This is a genomic window from Paenalicyclobacillus macrosporangiidus (genome assembly GCF_900116805.1).
GTDB lineage: Bacteria > Bacillota > Bacilli > Alicyclobacillales > Alicyclobacillaceae > Alicyclobacillus_H > Alicyclobacillus_H macrosporangiidus.
In genome coordinates this window covers 1-14,646 of the sequence record NZ_FPBV01000002.1, presented here as the reverse complement: position 1 = coordinate 14,646, position 14,646 = coordinate 1, and the positions used below count along the sequence as shown (strand labels likewise).

Annotated in this window: 12 protein-coding genes; 9 read left to right on the top strand and 3 right to left on the bottom strand. The window is 56.1% G+C overall.

The window, feature by feature from the left end; genetic code table 11:
* Nucleotides 1-12 precede the first annotated feature (12 nt).
* The 3 genes from BM357_RS02475 to BM357_RS19665 are packed head-to-tail and all read left to right on the top strand — an operon-like array spanning nucleotide 13 to nucleotide 2,225.
* On the top strand, nucleotides 13-918 hold the full coding sequence (locus BM357_RS02475; RefSeq protein WP_074949331.1) for a formate/nitrite transporter family protein: 906 nt from the start codon (nucleotides 13-15) through the stop codon (nucleotides 916-918).
* Between the two features lie 33 nt (nucleotides 919-951).
* Nucleotides 952-1,158, top strand: coding sequence for a hypothetical protein (locus tag BM357_RS02470; protein ID WP_074949329.1), 207 nt, complete (start codon nucleotides 952-954; stop codon nucleotides 1,156-1,158).
* Entirely contained in the window at nucleotides 1,155-2,225 is a 1,071-nt protein-coding gene (locus BM357_RS19665; RefSeq protein ID WP_074949327.1) for an acyl-CoA dehydrogenase family protein, read from the top strand. Before BM357_RS02470 ends, BM357_RS19665 begins: the two co-directional genes overlap by 4 nt.
* 166 nt (nucleotides 2,226-2,391) lie before the next feature.
* Here BM357_RS19665 and BM357_RS02460 read toward each other — a convergent pair whose 3' ends face one another.
* On the bottom strand, nucleotides 2,392-5,001 hold the full coding sequence (locus BM357_RS02460; protein WP_074949324.1) for a DEAD/DEAH box helicase: 2,610 nt from the start codon (nucleotides 4,999-5,001) through the stop codon (nucleotides 2,392-2,394).
* Nucleotides 5,002-5,535: 534 nt separating this feature from the next.
* On the opposite strand from BM357_RS02460, the gene BM357_RS02455 reads away from it, so the two are divergent.
* Nucleotides 5,536-6,198, top strand: a complete 663-nt coding sequence (locus tag BM357_RS02455; protein ID WP_074949322.1) for a DUF3267 domain-containing protein — start codon at nucleotides 5,536-5,538, stop codon at nucleotides 6,196-6,198.
* 188 nt (nucleotides 6,199-6,386) lie between these two features.
* Nucleotides 6,387-7,718, top strand: a complete 1,332-nt coding sequence (locus BM357_RS02450; protein WP_074949320.1) for an oligosaccharide flippase family protein — start codon at nucleotides 6,387-6,389, stop codon at nucleotides 7,716-7,718.
* A gap of 62 nt (nucleotides 7,719-7,780) precedes the next feature.
* Here the strand turns inward: BM357_RS02450 and BM357_RS02445 are convergent, their stop codons facing one another.
* Nucleotides 7,781-8,458, bottom strand: a complete 678-nt coding sequence (locus BM357_RS02445) for a YveK family protein (RefSeq protein ID WP_074949318.1) — start codon at nucleotides 8,456-8,458, stop codon at nucleotides 7,781-7,783.
* Between the two features lie 15 nt (nucleotides 8,459-8,473).
* A complete protein-coding gene (locus tag BM357_RS02440; protein WP_083430103.1) occupies nucleotides 8,474-9,181 on the bottom strand; it encodes a CpsD/CapB family tyrosine-protein kinase in 708 nt (235 codons plus the stop codon).
* A 233-nt stretch (nucleotides 9,182-9,414) separates the two neighbouring features.
* On the opposite strand from BM357_RS02440, the gene BM357_RS02435 reads away from it, so the two are divergent.
* The 4 genes from BM357_RS02435 (at nucleotide 9,415) to BM357_RS02420 (ending at nucleotide 14,569) form a co-directional block, all read left to right on the top strand.
* Nucleotides 9,415-10,743: a UDP-glucose dehydrogenase family protein gene (locus BM357_RS02435; protein WP_074949314.1), complete on the top strand. Its 1,329-nt coding sequence runs from the start codon at nucleotides 9,415-9,417 to the stop codon at nucleotides 10,741-10,743.
* Nucleotides 10,744-11,183: 440 nt separating this feature from the next.
* On the top strand, nucleotides 11,184-12,482 hold the full coding sequence (locus tag BM357_RS02430) for a glycosyltransferase family 4 protein (protein ID WP_083430102.1): 1,299 nt from the start codon (nucleotides 11,184-11,186) through the stop codon (nucleotides 12,480-12,482).
* A 150-nt stretch (nucleotides 12,483-12,632) separates the two neighbouring features.
* Nucleotides 12,633-13,757, top strand: coding sequence for a glycosyltransferase family 4 protein (locus tag BM357_RS02425; RefSeq protein WP_074949310.1), 1,125 nt, complete (start codon nucleotides 12,633-12,635; stop codon nucleotides 13,755-13,757).
* A complete protein-coding gene (locus BM357_RS02420; RefSeq protein ID WP_074949308.1) occupies nucleotides 13,754-14,569 on the top strand; it encodes a hypothetical protein in 816 nt (271 codons plus the stop codon). Before BM357_RS02425 ends, BM357_RS02420 begins: the two co-directional genes overlap by 4 nt.
* Nucleotides 14,570-14,646: the final 77 nt, after the last annotated feature.

Sequence of the window (14,646 nt, the reverse complement as noted above, 5' to 3'; positions counted from 1 at the left end):
GGAGCGACGCCCATGGATCTGAGCCCGCACAGCAATGAGGAATTGGTTGTGACATTGGCCAACCAGTGCGCCGACAAGTACCGCCGCCTGGTGGAACGACCCTGGGCGTTCCTCCTGCAGTCGTTCATCGGGGGAGCCATGGTGGGCTTCGGCGCCATCCTGGCGCTGTCCGTCAGCGCCGGGGTGCCGTGGCCCGGCATCGCAAACCTCCTGATGGGTCTGATGTTCGGCTTTTCCCTCGTCATCATCCTGGTGTCTGGGAACAGCTTGATCACGGCGGACATGGTCATCGGCATCATCGGCATCTTTCACAGGCGCCTGACGTGGCGGCAGTACGGCTGGTTCATCCTGGTCAGTTATCTCGGCAACGCCGTCGGGTGCTTCAGCGTCTGTGTCCTCGTGTACATTGGAGGCAGCAACTACATCACCGAGCCGTGGCTGCTCCGCGCGCATCAGATCGCGGCCGCGAAGACGGGGATGACGGACCTGCAGACCTTCGCCATGGGCTGCTTCTGCACCTGGCTGCTGCAGACCGGCGTCATTCTGTTTTTCAAAGCGAGGACGGACATCGGAAAGATCGGCATGGCCTACTACGGGCCGCTTGCGTTTGTGGCCGGCATGACAGAGCACTGCATCGCCAACATCGGGTTCTTGGCGCTGCCGATCCTGGAGCAACCCCTGTACACGCAGGTCCTCCACACCCCCCTTGCGGCCTCCGGGCCCGCGGCACTCCTGCACTGGGGGTTCGTCCGGTACGGGTGGGCGCACAATCAACTGTTCACATTGATGGGCAACTTCATCGGCGGCACCGTGCTGGTCGGTCTCACCTTGCATTTCATCTCCGATCCCGCGCGGGTGACGGCCCTGTACCGGCGGTCTTCGACAAAGGTGCGGCAGCTGGCTTCCATTCGCTCATGAACCTGGGTTTGATGAATGAAGGAGGAATGATGCGTGTACGGGGTTTTCGATCCGCTGCCATGGGCCTTGTTCGCCTGCGGCGTCCTCCTGTGCGTGCTCAGCGTCCGCTGGTTCCACCGCAAGTACCCGCTGTATCCCTGGGCCATCGACGATCCCGCTGCCTCCCATGACGACGAGGCACTGCATCTGCCGGCTCCGTACCCGGCCGCGACACCGGAGAGGGTGAGGGGGGTCCCATGAGTAAGACGGCGGACGTTTCACTGCAAGCGTTGATAGAGGAGCAGTTGGTGCCGGAGGTCTCCGTGATCGATCTCGAAGGTCACTACCCGCAATCCTTCCTGCAAGCGTTGGGGGCCGCGGGCTACTATCAGGTGCGAAACCTGCCAGAATGGCGGGTCACCGAGCGGAACCTGAGGTTGATCGAGACGGTATCGCGGACCTGCAATTCGACGGCGTTTCTGGTGTGGTGCCACCTCACCGGGCTCAGTTACGTCGCCCACGGCGAGAGCCGGTACCTGTTCGAGCACCTGCTGCCCCGGCTGGAATCGGGGGAGATTCTGTGCGGGACGGGGTTGTCCAATGCGATGAAGTATTACGTGGGTTTGGAGCCCCTGAAGCTGAGGGCGGAGCGGGTCTCCGGCGGGTACGTGTGTGACGGGATCCTGCCGTTTGTGTCCAATCTCGCGCCGGGACAGTGGTTTGGGGCGATTGCACAGGTGGACGACCGGCACCGCGTGATGCTGTTCATCCCGTGCGATGCGGACGGACTGACCTTGCGCGAGCGCCGGGGGCTCATGGGACTGAACGGCACGGCGACGTACCACTGCCACTTCGAACGGGTTTTCGTGCCGGACGACTACGTGCTGAGCGAGGACGCGGACGCGCTCGTGCGGCGGGTCCGGACCGGCTTTGTCCTCAGCCAGGTCGGGATGGCGCTTGGCCTGTGCGGATCGGCCATCGCCAGCATGATCCAATTGGCGCAGGCCGGGGCAAACCGGTTCCTGCCTGCGCGGCCGGAAGGCTTCGCCGAGCGCTACGAACGTCTGCGAGAGCGCACCTTTGCCCTGGTGGAGCAGGTCCACACCAAGGCCGTCGCCTTCCCAGAGGTTGCCCGGGTGCGCCTCGAGAGTGCCTATCTCGCCATGGACGTGGCGACGGCCGCCGTCCTCTACTGCGGGGGCGCAGGCTACCTGCAATCCAGCGCGGCGTCGCGCCGCTTGCGCGAGGCCTTCTTCATCGCCCTCGTGACGCCCACGGTGAAACATTTGGAGCGGTTGTTGAGGGAACCTGAGTCCTGCCGACTATGATGTGTAACGACGTCTGACGGGGGGGGGGGGGGGGGGGGGGGGGGGGGGGGGGGGGGGGGGGGGGGGGGGGGGGGGGGGGGGGGGGGGGGGGGGGGGGGGGGGGGGGGCGACCGGCCCTCGGCCATCCCCTCGGTGTACCACACTCCCTCTGACGCCGTACCGCCGGTCACACCAGCTCCCCGGTCGACGGGTTGTAACGCGCGATCTCCGACTCGCCTTCCAGTGGGACAACCTCTTCGATGGACCATATGATGTCCGCATTTGGTGGGGCGCCGGGCGTGCCATCCGAATAACGCACTCGATAGGACAAGCCCTTGACCGGATGGTAGAAGACATTCTCAATCGTCACGTGTTCGTTGTTGCGACGCACGGCCAAACCGACACTGCCCGGCCGAATCACGGCTACGATGTCCGTCGATGACTCCACTGTGGCGGCCGCTTCATCGAGGGGGATGGGCGCCGATCCTTGTTGAGCCGCCGACAACAATGCTTGTACAACTCGGCCGAGCGCGGGCTCGAAACGCCAGTCTCCGCCATGTAGGATATTGTGGGACTGATCCAAAACGGCCCGCAGGATACTCGGTTCCGCCAAGCGTCCGGAGAGTCGGAGACTGCCGTAGGTTTGATCAAAAATGGAGATGAACCGGCTGCCCACTGGAATATATGGGTGTTCGCGTCGGTGCTTGTCATGGCCGAATCCGATGTCTTGACGCTCGAAAGGGATGGTGATGAGAAAACCTTCGTAAAGCAGCTCGGTCAATTGGTCCATCTGGTGCCCGTTGAGGTCGTTGAGCACCGGGTGTGTGATGACGATGCCGGAAGAGAAGTAGTATCGCGTGAACACACTGGAACGGAAGTGGATTCCGGTGTGGAGAGGAAGCGGGTAGTGTACGGATATTTCCGTCGGCCCACGCCGTTCCCTATATCCGGCCACCGAGTCCTGCAACTGCAGGCGACATTCGGTGACCACCAGCGGACCATACGCCTCATGGCTGAAGACGTTGCCTGTCGTCAGGTTGGGGTAGATACGGGTCGGCAACCGGTTGGGGCTGGTAGTGTAATGTCTCTCGGGCCTCGCCGTGATGGTACGGCTCACGGGATCGACTTTCGTGATCCGATGGGGTCTGGTCGCGTAATAGTACACCGCCCCTGGATAGGCTTCCCGCATCACCTGGCTGTAGGAGAGCGATCCGAGACGTCTCATGTCTGGGCCGTTTGGGATCTCGACGTCAAACTGCATCTCTACGTCCCGCAGCGGGAACGTCGCGTTTGGTCGATCCCCCGCCGACAGCTTCAGGTTCTGAAATTCCACGGAGATCTCGCCCGTGCGTTCGTCATGGCACATCTCCCGGAAACCTGTAGGCCAGGTCACCTCGGAGCAGAGTTCCACCTGTTCGCCGGAGGATTCGTAATCATCTATCACATTGATCTGATCATGCTCGCCTCCAGGCCGGGCCAGACACATGGCGTGGATGTACTGCAGCTGCCGGTTTTCCAGGTAGAGAGCGCTCTCTGACAGAGGCCGGCTCATCAACAGTTCTGGCTCGCGAAACACCACCTCGTCCAATACGCTACCGGCCTTGACGACATACACCGTTCCGGGCTGGTGCCGCCCGACCCGGCCGATGCGCTGCAGAAAGCTGGTGTGGGAGTAGGGGACCCCAATCAGCACCCCGGCATCGACGCCCGGGATATCCAATCCCAACTCCAGTGCGCTGGTGCTGACCACACCCTTGAGTTCCCCGTGAGAGAGCCGTCTTTGTATCGCCGCGCGATCTTGGTCCTCATATCCAGCCCGGTAGGGCAGGATGTCCAATGTTCGAAGGATTTTCCGGATGCTCGATGTCTCCTCGTCGCGTTCGGCCGAACCTTGTCGGGCCAGGATGGCGGCGATTTGCTCGGTCTGTTTGCGGCTGTCGGCGAATGCGATGAACCGTTGGTGTTCGTTTGACATAGCACGTAGCAGTTCCGCCACCGCGGTGAGGAGGTCCATCTGGGGCGGTGGTGACACCATCTGAACCTCCAGATCGAACCTAGGGGACGAATCGAAATCTGGTCCGATGATCACGAATGAGGTTCCAAAAAGCGCGGCGAGGTGGCCGGCGGGATCGCGCATGGTGGCCGAGGCGCAGAAGTACCGGTACTGTCCGCCGAGGCGTCGGTTGACGTGATACAGCCGACGAAACAGGAATGCAGAGTTGGTGCCGAACACGCCGGTGTAGGTGTGCACCTCATCAACAATGACGAGCCGCAGCTTCCTGATGAACTTGGCGATGGCCGCATCTCCGACGTGGGCCAACAGCCAGGCGTGCATGACGTCCGGGGTCATGGCGATCACGTTCGAATTCGCCAGGATCTTCTCTCGTTCGTGAGTGTCCACGTCCCCATCGATTCTCCCGACGGTGCACGGCAGGCCAGATTCGGCCAAGGCCTTCCGCCACCGTTGTTCCTGTTCCGTGCCAAGGGATTTCATCGGATACAGCGCGATGACCTTCGCATCAGGGTCTTCGCTCAACACCTGCAGCGCGGCGATCACAAAGGCCAGCGTCTTGCCGGAGGACGTACCGGTGGTCAGACAGGTGTGATGCCCTTTGAGGAATGACTCGATCCCGGCTCTTTGATGTCGGTACACGCCAGACGGATACGAGCTCCTGAGATACCGCAGTACCTCCCTGGACAACGGCAAATCCTCGAACGGGACCCAGGTGCCGTCTCGGCCTGGGATCACGTGCCTGTGGACGACCTGCCACTCCTGCGCCTTCCAAAACCCCTCCATGGTTTCTGCCCCCGTTTTACCCTTAGATTCCAGTAGGTGAGGATGTCTTCCACTTCCGCATGTTTCTTATTTCGATCTGAAAATCGGGAATCCTCCATGGTTGCGTAGACAGTGAGGAACGAGTTATGGGTTGGGGTGGGATGAACAATCCAACCCACAGGGACCACGATTCAATGAGAACCGTCTCGCACAGGAGGCCGCTGAATGAGCAGCAGCGTCGTTTCATGCCCGTCATTTCATGCGTCGTCCCATACCGCGCCGATCCACGTATCACCGGGGCGAGACGGCTTCCGTGGGCGTCCAGCGGTTGCCGCTCAGCCTCACGTTGGATCTCCGGGTGGTTGATGGCGGTCCGGCCGCGCGCTTCCCGCAAGCCGTGGCACGTCGGTGGACTGGAGCCGGAGCAATTATGGTTGTCGGACTATGGTTCGCAATGGGGGATGGCCATGAGGATCATTGTCGGCATGCCGCTGGAAAGTCCAGCGTTTCATCCTAATTCAGGAAGGCTGGACGCCACTGAAAGAACCTCGCCACATGTGGTTTTTGCAGTTTGTGGCCATTCCCATCGGTATTTTTCTGGTCTTTTTGACGGGCTTCTTGGTGGCGCTTTTGAACCTAGTCGATACGATTGTGATTCACCTGTATCACCTGCTTGCCCTGGTCGCCATCATCCCTGTGCACGAGTTCCTGCACGCCGTCATGTTCCCAGCGCGGTTGGCGTCTGACCACGTGATGTTCGGCTTTTGGCCGAAGGCGTTCGTTTTCTACGCCCACTACGACGGCGTGTTGACACGACGCAGATTCATCGGCGTTTTTCTGGCCCCTCTTCTTGTCATCTCTGTTCTTCCGCTCGTTCTCTTGAAACTGTTCGCCATCCACCACCAATCCCTGGTCTTAACATGCGCTCTTGTCAACGCCTTCTGCTCGGCCGGAGACGTACTTGGCGTGGCCCTGATTCTCTTTCAACTTCCGCGAAAGACGATGTTGAGGAACCAAGGGTTCCGGACGTATTGGAAGGTCCCAGCGGCGGGGCGTGAAGTTAGCACGCAAATCGAGGGATGGGGGGGGACATCACGCGGGGATGCATATTGGGCACTGGCGGGAAATCATTTCGCAATCTTGCAATTCCAAGCAGGGGATGGGTATTCTATACTGGTTGTATCCCATGTATCAATGACGCACTGTCCCCTGAGATAAGGGATATGCCCATCGGTTACAACCGAGCGGTACGGATACGCGGTATTTTCCGCTCTGCAGGAGAAATGGAAGTGCATGACGAACACCCTTCCCGGTACGCGTGAGCTCGGTCCCCGGGTCACGTCGTTCCAACGTCGGCAACCGCTCATCCCTACCACCACCGATTACACGCTCATGGGGGCCTAGCCATGTCGGCAAAACCAACAAGGACGCGATTCCATGTCATCCAGACCATGGGGACCAATCTGGCCATCACGTTAACCACTGTTGTGACGGGGGTCCTCAGTGCCAGGCTTCTCGGTCCAGAAGCGAAAGGGGCACAGTCGGTCATCGTCATGGCGCCATCGCTTCTGGCGTCTCTTCTCACGCTCGCCCTGCCCAACTCGCTCGTCTACGCTCTGCGCCGGTCCCCGGAGTCCCAGCGCGAGGTGATGGGCGTCGCGCTTCTGTTCAGTCTGGTCCTGGGTTCGGTTGCAGCGCTGTGCGGGTTGGCCATCATCCCAGTGTGGTTGGGCCATTACGATCCAGCGACCGTGGCTATGGCCAAGCGGGCATTGGTCCTGACTCCTGTGTTTCATCTCACAAGTACGGTGAACGCTGGGCTGCAGGCGCTGGGCCTTTTCACGATCTATAACATCGCCCGTTGGTTGCCGCCGCTGCTCACGGCGGCGGGCCTGCTCGTTCTGTGGACGACCCATCACGCCTCGGTGTTGACCGTCTCTCTCGCCTATTTGCTCGTCACCATACTGACTCTCATCTGGGGACTGGTTTGCATCCTGAAGGCATGTCCGCCGCGCATTGCAGGAGTGCTCACGAACCTCAAACGTCTTCTGTCGTATGGCATCCGTTCCTACTGGGCGGATCTTTTGGGCACGCTGTCCGGGCAGCTGGACCGCATCGTCGTCGCGGCGTTTCTGCCAGCGCGTGCTGTCGGGCTGTATGTGGTGGCCGTCAGTATGGCCAATACGTTGGGAGTGTTTTCGTCGGCGTTGGTCTCTGTGTTCTTTCCGCTTTCAGCCGGCAAGTCGATGGAGGAGATCACGCGAAACGTCGGCAAGGCGGTTCGGTTTGCGGTCGTCTTGGTCGGGTGTTGTTGCCTATTCGCCGCCCTTCTCGGGCCGACGCTGCTGCGGATCTTGTATGGCCGCTCCTACCTCCCGGCCCTGGAGGCGTTTTATCCGCTGTTGGTCGCGGCGCTCGTCACGTCGCTCATCAACGTATTGCTCGTCGCCTTTCTGGCATCCAATCATCCGGGGCATGTCTCCATCGTACAGTTCGTCGGAGTGGCCAGCGGTGCGCTGTGGATGGCGCTGCTCGTTCCCCGATATGGGCTGGCCGGTGCGGGGCTGTCGGTCATCGGATCGTCCGTGACGCGGTTGGTGGCGGTCATCATCGGGTTTCGCAAGGGGCTCGGCACCTCCTTCCCGAGGGTGCTGCCGGTCCCAAGCGAGGTCCTGACATGGCTTCGGCAGGGGATGCAAGTCGTGGGGAAGGTCACCAGGCATCGCGTGGGTGAATAAAAAACATCACGCGTCCTAAGGCGGACGCGTGCGAACAAGGCCCTATTCTTGAATTCACCCCATCATTTCTCCTCATAATCCCCAATCACCCCGAGCACTGGAAGATTCAGGTACCTGCGCACGTCCTCCTCGTTTTTCAACCGCGTGTCGAGGTATTCAAGCAAGAATGCCAAGCCGATGGAGACCATCAGCCCAAGCACCAGGGCGACGGCGATGTTCAGTGTCTTGTTCGGTTTGACCGGCTTGGCGTCCGGGTTGACGACGGCAGGATCGATAATCTGGACGTTTTCGACGTTCATCAGCTGCTGGGCGCGCTGCTGAAATTCGGTGGCCAGGGCGTTGGCGATTTTCACGGCTTCCACCTGGCTCGGGTCGGTCACCTTCACGTCGATGACCTGCGACTTGTCGGGCGCGGTGACCTGAACCATCTTGTCGAACTCAGCCAGCGTGTACGGCAGCCGCAAGTTCTGGATCACAGCCCGCTCGATCGTGGCGCTCTTGATGATGTCGCTGTACGTGTTGACCAAGGCCTGGTTGGCCAGGATCATCTGGTACTCGAGGGAGGGGTTGTCGCTGGCCTTCTGGTTGACCAACAGAGTCGTGTCCGCCTCGTACTGGGGCTTCAGGACGAAGAACGACAGGGCCCCGCTAGCGATCATGGCGATGAGCGGGATGGCCAGCACCATCGTGAGACGCTTGCGGATGATATACCAGTACTCTCTCAGTTCCAGTTCTTCCATGGTATCTCCTTCTAGTCACATCGACAGCTTTTCTTCCGATGCGTAGTAATACGAATACGCGTATCCGTACTGCCGATCCCGCTGCTGCACCCGGTTCAACACCACACCGAGGACGCGGGCGTTCACTTGCTCCAGCGCAGCCACCGCCTGGCGGGCTAGGTTGCGGTTGGTCTTCAGCGCATTCACCACAAACACCACGCCGTCAGTTTGCCGCGACACGATGAGTGCATCCGTGACGGATAAGACCGGCGGCGTGTCAATCATCACAAGGTCATATTCGTCAGCGCAGTGCTGGAGAAAATCCACAAACATCCGGCTGCTGAGCATCTCCGACGGGTTCGGCGGGATGGGGCCGCTCGGCACAAGGAAGAGGTTGGGTACCCGGGACGCGATTACACACTCTTCCAGACTGCGTTCTCGAATGAGGACGGTGCTGAGCCCGTCCAGGTTGGACACCTGAAACCGGTGATGCACCTGAGGCTTGCGAAGATCCGCATCCACTAAGAGGACTCGCTTCCCGGCCTGTGCAGACACAACAGCGACATTCGTCGCTGTTGATGTCTTACCCTCTTCCGGCACAGAGCTGGTGAACATCAAGGTCCTAGCGCCGTTGACGGCGGTGGAAAATTGAATGTTGGTGCGGACGTTACGGTAGGCTTCCGAGACCGGTGATTTCGGTTGTGCGATAGTAATGGGTTGTGGGTTTCGGTTGGAAAGCGCCAAGTTGGACACTCCCGTTCATGTCAATGACGAGTCATAACAACATTCGACGACAGTGGGCAGAATCCTCCATCCAGGTGCCATTTCTGAGATACACTGCATCCAAACTTTCGGTAGGTATGGACAAGGAAGGAAAAGGGTTGGTAGAATATCTCTGTGAAAAACGACCTGCCTTGATGACACTCGCGTTTATCTTCTCGAACTAGTGTGCCGGGATCAAGTGGGCTGTACGGAAGGTGGTGGTGACCATCAACGTAGTTGTCGTCGGAGCGGGATACGTGGGATTGGTGACGGGACTGTGTTTCGCTAAACTGGGCCATTCGGTTGCATGTGTTGATGTGGATGAAAGCAAGATCAAAGCTCTGCGTCAGGGCCAAGTTCCTTTCTACGAACCCGGCTTGGTCGAATTGCTTGGGGAGCAGGTGCAAGAAGGTCGAATCTCGTTCCATACGACCTTTCCCGAGCCCACAGACGCCGCCATGGCGGTTGTGGCCGTCGGGACGCCCCCGACACCAACGGGCAGCGCGGATCTCACGTCCGTGTTCATGGCGGTGGACGGATTGGCTAGGGCACTGCCACATGGTGCCGTGGTGGCTATCAAAAGCACGGTGCCTGTGGGAACGGCGAGCAAACTCAAAGAACGGCTGGCAGCGCAAGGGCGGCCGGACCTGCGTGTAGCCTCGGTGCCGGAGTTTTTACGCGAAGGCCAAGCGATTCAGGACGTGTTCCGTCCCTATAGAATGATATTTGGCGTAATGGACGAGGCCACGGAGCAAATGCTGCGTACTGTGCACGAGGGGTTGGACGCCCCGGTCGTCGTGACGGACACCGCGACGGCCGAGATGATCAAGTACGCGTCAAACGCCTTCCTTGCGACGAAGATCTCGTTTATCAATGAAATCGCGAATATCTGCGATCGCGTCGGTGCCGACGTCACCCAGGTGGCGTATGGGATGGGGTTGGATCCTCGTATCGGACCGTCATACCTCCGTGCGGGTTTAGGGTACGGTGGATCATGTTTCCCCAAGGATACGCGAGCACTAGTAAACATTGCGGGCGAGGCGGGGTACGACTTTCAATTGCTCCGTGCGGTGGTCGAAGTGAATCAACGCCAGCGTCTTGAACCCGTCCGACGTCTCAAGGAAAGCTTTGGTACACTAGCAGGTAGGGTTATCACTCTTCTGGGCGTAGCTTTTAAACCAGGTACGGATGATGTGCGCGAGTCGCCGGCCATTGATCTATATGTGGCGCTTATGGCTGAGGGGGCCGTGGTCCGTATGTGTGACCCGGTTGTGCGTCGTGTAAGGGGTTGGATTTCGGGTGCGTCCAAAATTCTGGACGTATGTAACGATCCGTATTTGGTATTAGCTGGAGCGGATGCTGCGGTGGTTGTGACTGAATGGCCTGAGTTCGTGGCCCTTGACTGGCGACGCGTGGCTCGTTTCATGCGCTGCCCGGTGGTGTTCGATGGCCGGAATGTTCTGAAACCGGATGAAATGAAGATGGCTGGAGTTGTGTTGTTGAGCGTGGGACGCGGGTGCCGCTCGCCAATCCCGCTTCGTTAGCGATTTGGTATTTCATGTTGTCGACACCTTCTGAGGGTAGGTCTAATTGGCTACCTTACATTGGTGGAATAGCTTCTCCGGTGTGCTCGGTGTACATGTAAGAGTCATAGCTGTAGAATTGTGGGTAAAATTCCTGAAACGCGGATCAATGGTGTGTCAACGTACAATAGGACGTATTCGGTTACCATGTTATATGTCCGCGTCATAGACACGGGCCGCCAGTACCGAGTAACGAGGCATTTATCTTACATGAACCGCGATCGTTGGTCTGACGAAGAGGCAGCGAGGCGTTCCGGGTGAAAGTTGATAGGTATAGGATCCCCGTTCAGTGCACAAAAGGAGCAGTCGTCGTAAGGGATTCTTACAGGCTTGCGACTTAGTTGTCCGTCACTCAGAGGCATAGAGTGCAGAGTAATATTTCGTGGAATGGGGCATTTTGCTTGTTAGGGAACAAGTCCGAGCTCACGGTGCTTTTTATAACCAGCAGGCTCCCCTTTCCCCCCACGGATGGGCGAAAAATAGTCTTGTACCACTACTGCAGGTACATGCACGAAAAATTGGGGTGCCGTCTGATTGTGGTAGCTCTCGGTTCTTTCGGATCATCTCAGTCTACTGCTGTACCGTCATTTATCGATCGGTTGGTTGTATTACCCCTACCATCCCTAGTGTACGCGTTTTTTAATTGGATAGTAAATATTATTAAATGCAGAATAATCCCCCTTCAATCTGCGGTATTTTGGAGTGCACGTAATCAACGGGTGATTCAGAAGATCATTGCGGAGGAAAATGTAGATGTGGTAATTGGCGACATGATTAGAACTGGAGAATACTTGTTGAATATCGGAAGTATATACAGAAAAGTTGCGGACCTTGACGACTTAATATCAACGAGGTATTTCCGGCAAATTACGAGTAAGATCAGTACTAATCCCGTAGGGAAGGCAGGCTCTACTCGTACAATACAAGTGGTTAGTAAGATTTTGCACAATATCGGTCTGATTAAGGCTGTCGTTTGGCTCGAAGCGATAACTGCCAAAAGGTACGAGACGGTCCTCGCGACTAAATGCGATTGTTCCGTATTGGTTTCACCGGTTGAAGTCGGGCGCTTGATGGATCGCTGCCCACCCGGTACTAAAGTATATTCCATCCCTCCTGCAGTTGATCACAGATTACTAACCGCAGACGTCGACGGGCCGCCATTGCATGCCATAACTTTTCTCGGTGCGTTGAACGTACCTCATAACGTGGACGGTATTACACGGTTCATTGATGAAATCTGGCCCCGCATAATGGAACGTGATCCCGACGTTGTGTTACGTATTGTTGGACGATCACCTAGCGCACGACTTCAAAATAGGGCAAGGCAGCATCAACGAATAGACTTTATTGGAGAAGTGGATGACTTCGTGCCCATATTGAAGGGAAGTAAGGTGTTTGTGGCACCTATTTGGTATGGAAGTGGAATAAAGACCAAGATCCTTGAGGCAATGGCCCTTGGCCTCCCGGTAGTGACAACCTCGATTGGAGTAGAAGGGATAGCCGGTGTGGATGGAATACACTATGTTGTTGCGGATGATGACGAAGGCTTTGCGAACAGTGTTCTGGCCCTTTTGGCAGATGAATCACGCAGGGTAGCGATCGGAAGAGCCGCCAGGCAGCTTGTCGAAGCCCTTTACAGTTTCGACACAGCCTTAGCCAGCTGGGGAGAAATACTGACGGGTAGACGGGAAGGTGTGTAGCTCCTTGGGAAACGCGAAACCTTTTTATATACCTATTAGGTAGATCTCCTGTTGGTGTTTGAAGAAACACAGGCGGACTCAGTCCGCCTCGTGGTTGTCAAGACTAATCATACTCCGTAATACTGCCGGTCCAGGTGAGGGGGTAATCGAGTGATAACAGTAGCTGTAGATGCAAGGAAACTAGTAGGCCAACTCACGGGGATTGGGATGTATGTTAACACCCTTGTGAAACACCTGTCACAAGTTCCAGAAGTTCGACTGATTCTGTGCTCCAATCATGCTGTTTCGCTTGATAGACAAGGGCTATCATTGGAACAACTAATAGTTGATGGGGGTGATAGCAAGTTTTCCTCTCCGCTGTGGTTGAATTTGTATTTGCCACAGAAATTGAAGAAACTTAAACCGGATGTCTTTATATCACCTAATTTTTTACTTCCATCCCAACGAATTGCCAAGGTTATGGTGTCAACCGTGCACGATTTCTCTTTTTATGAATTCCCTGAGATGCATCAAAGGATGCACGTGTGGTATATGAACGCTTTGTTGCCTCTGTCTATTTCGAGGAGTGACGTAGTACTTGTTCCTTCAAAGGCCGTAGCCAACCAGATTAAAGGCTATTTCGACATGAGAAAGAAATTCGTTATACCGTTTCCGCCAAGCATTAAGGATATTTATTTTGGGGATGAAATGCTGGATGTTCCGCAACTTCCCGCGCGGTACTTTCTGGCCGTAGGGAATATTGAACCGAGAAAAAACATCCACGGCATAGTCAGGGCACTTAGCCGGTACCCAGATGAATCCGTGGGGCTTGTTATGGTTGGTCCAAAACGATGGGGACTCCCGCTGATAGAACAGGCTATAAATGAGTGTGCTAATATGTCTGGTAGAGTCATGTATTTGAATTACGTTGCTGATGAACAGCTTTTGTATCTCTATAAACATTCCCTTGGGCTAATTTATCCATCTTATTGTGAGGGTTTTGGCATTCCCCCACTAGAGGCCATTGCATCGGGAACTCCAGTGGTAGTTTCAGAATTAGATGTTTTCAGAGAGGTTGTTGGTGACTTCGGTGTGTATGTCAATCCTGCGAGTATTGACAGTATACGAGGTGGTATGCTCCGAGTGGCCAACGACCCAAGTGTACGAGCCAAGGTAAGAGCCAGAGGCGCGACTCATGTAAGGCAGGTTACTGATGCGGGGACTGCAACACGACAGTTTTTCGGCGTGTTAAAGGAATTACTACACCACAATGCCAGATTAGGAGACCATAGATGATAGCTTCCAAAGCCCTCAAGTGGTTGCTTTATCTCAGCGTTTTCACCGGAGTAATAAACTTAGTGATCGGACAAAGTTCTACTCTTAGGAGTTACAAAGTCGTATTATTGAGCGTTGCTTTTGTTCTTACTGTTGTGCGGTATATAAGTCGAAAACGCTCGGGGACCCGGCATGCTATGGTAAACGTCTCTATGGTCGGCATTTTGATGTGGCTATTCAGCTTAGTCATGGCTGTGCTGGTTGGTCACTTTACGGGAATTCCGTTTGACATGGCGCTTAATGAACTACGCATCATTGCGTTCTTTACACTTGTGTTTATAATTGTGCATCTATTAGATATAACTTCCGTACTCAATCTTTGTGTGGCATTCGAAAAATTATCGAGATTAGCGCTGGTTACTATGTTCATTGCGGCTCTGTTTGAGATGATCTTGGGGCCAATACGATTCATGAGCGCCTTCGGCCTCACGTGGGGGGAGAACACCTCGATGTGGGTGGTCAATTTTGGGTCAATAATAAGACCGGACTCCACCCTAACGGATCCCTTCTCGTTTGGTGATGCGAGTGCCATTCTGTCGATTGTTGTTTACTCTAATTACATTTCGAAGCGGTCGCTCGGGAAATCTGACCTCCTTTATTTCATTATTGGTTGTGTTGACACGCTAGTGTCAACATCTCGTAACGCGGTAATCCTCCTAGCGGTAGGGCTTATTTGTATATTTATTGTGAAGAAACACCTCGATGCTAGAGATAAGCTATTGCAGTACGCACTACTCTTGTTTTTTTCTGCAACTGTAATTAGGGTCTGCTGAACAAACGGAAAGTCGTTTACTGGCCAGGATTTTGGGGCTCTGATCGCGAATTTATGTGCAAGGGTTTTTGTAGACAG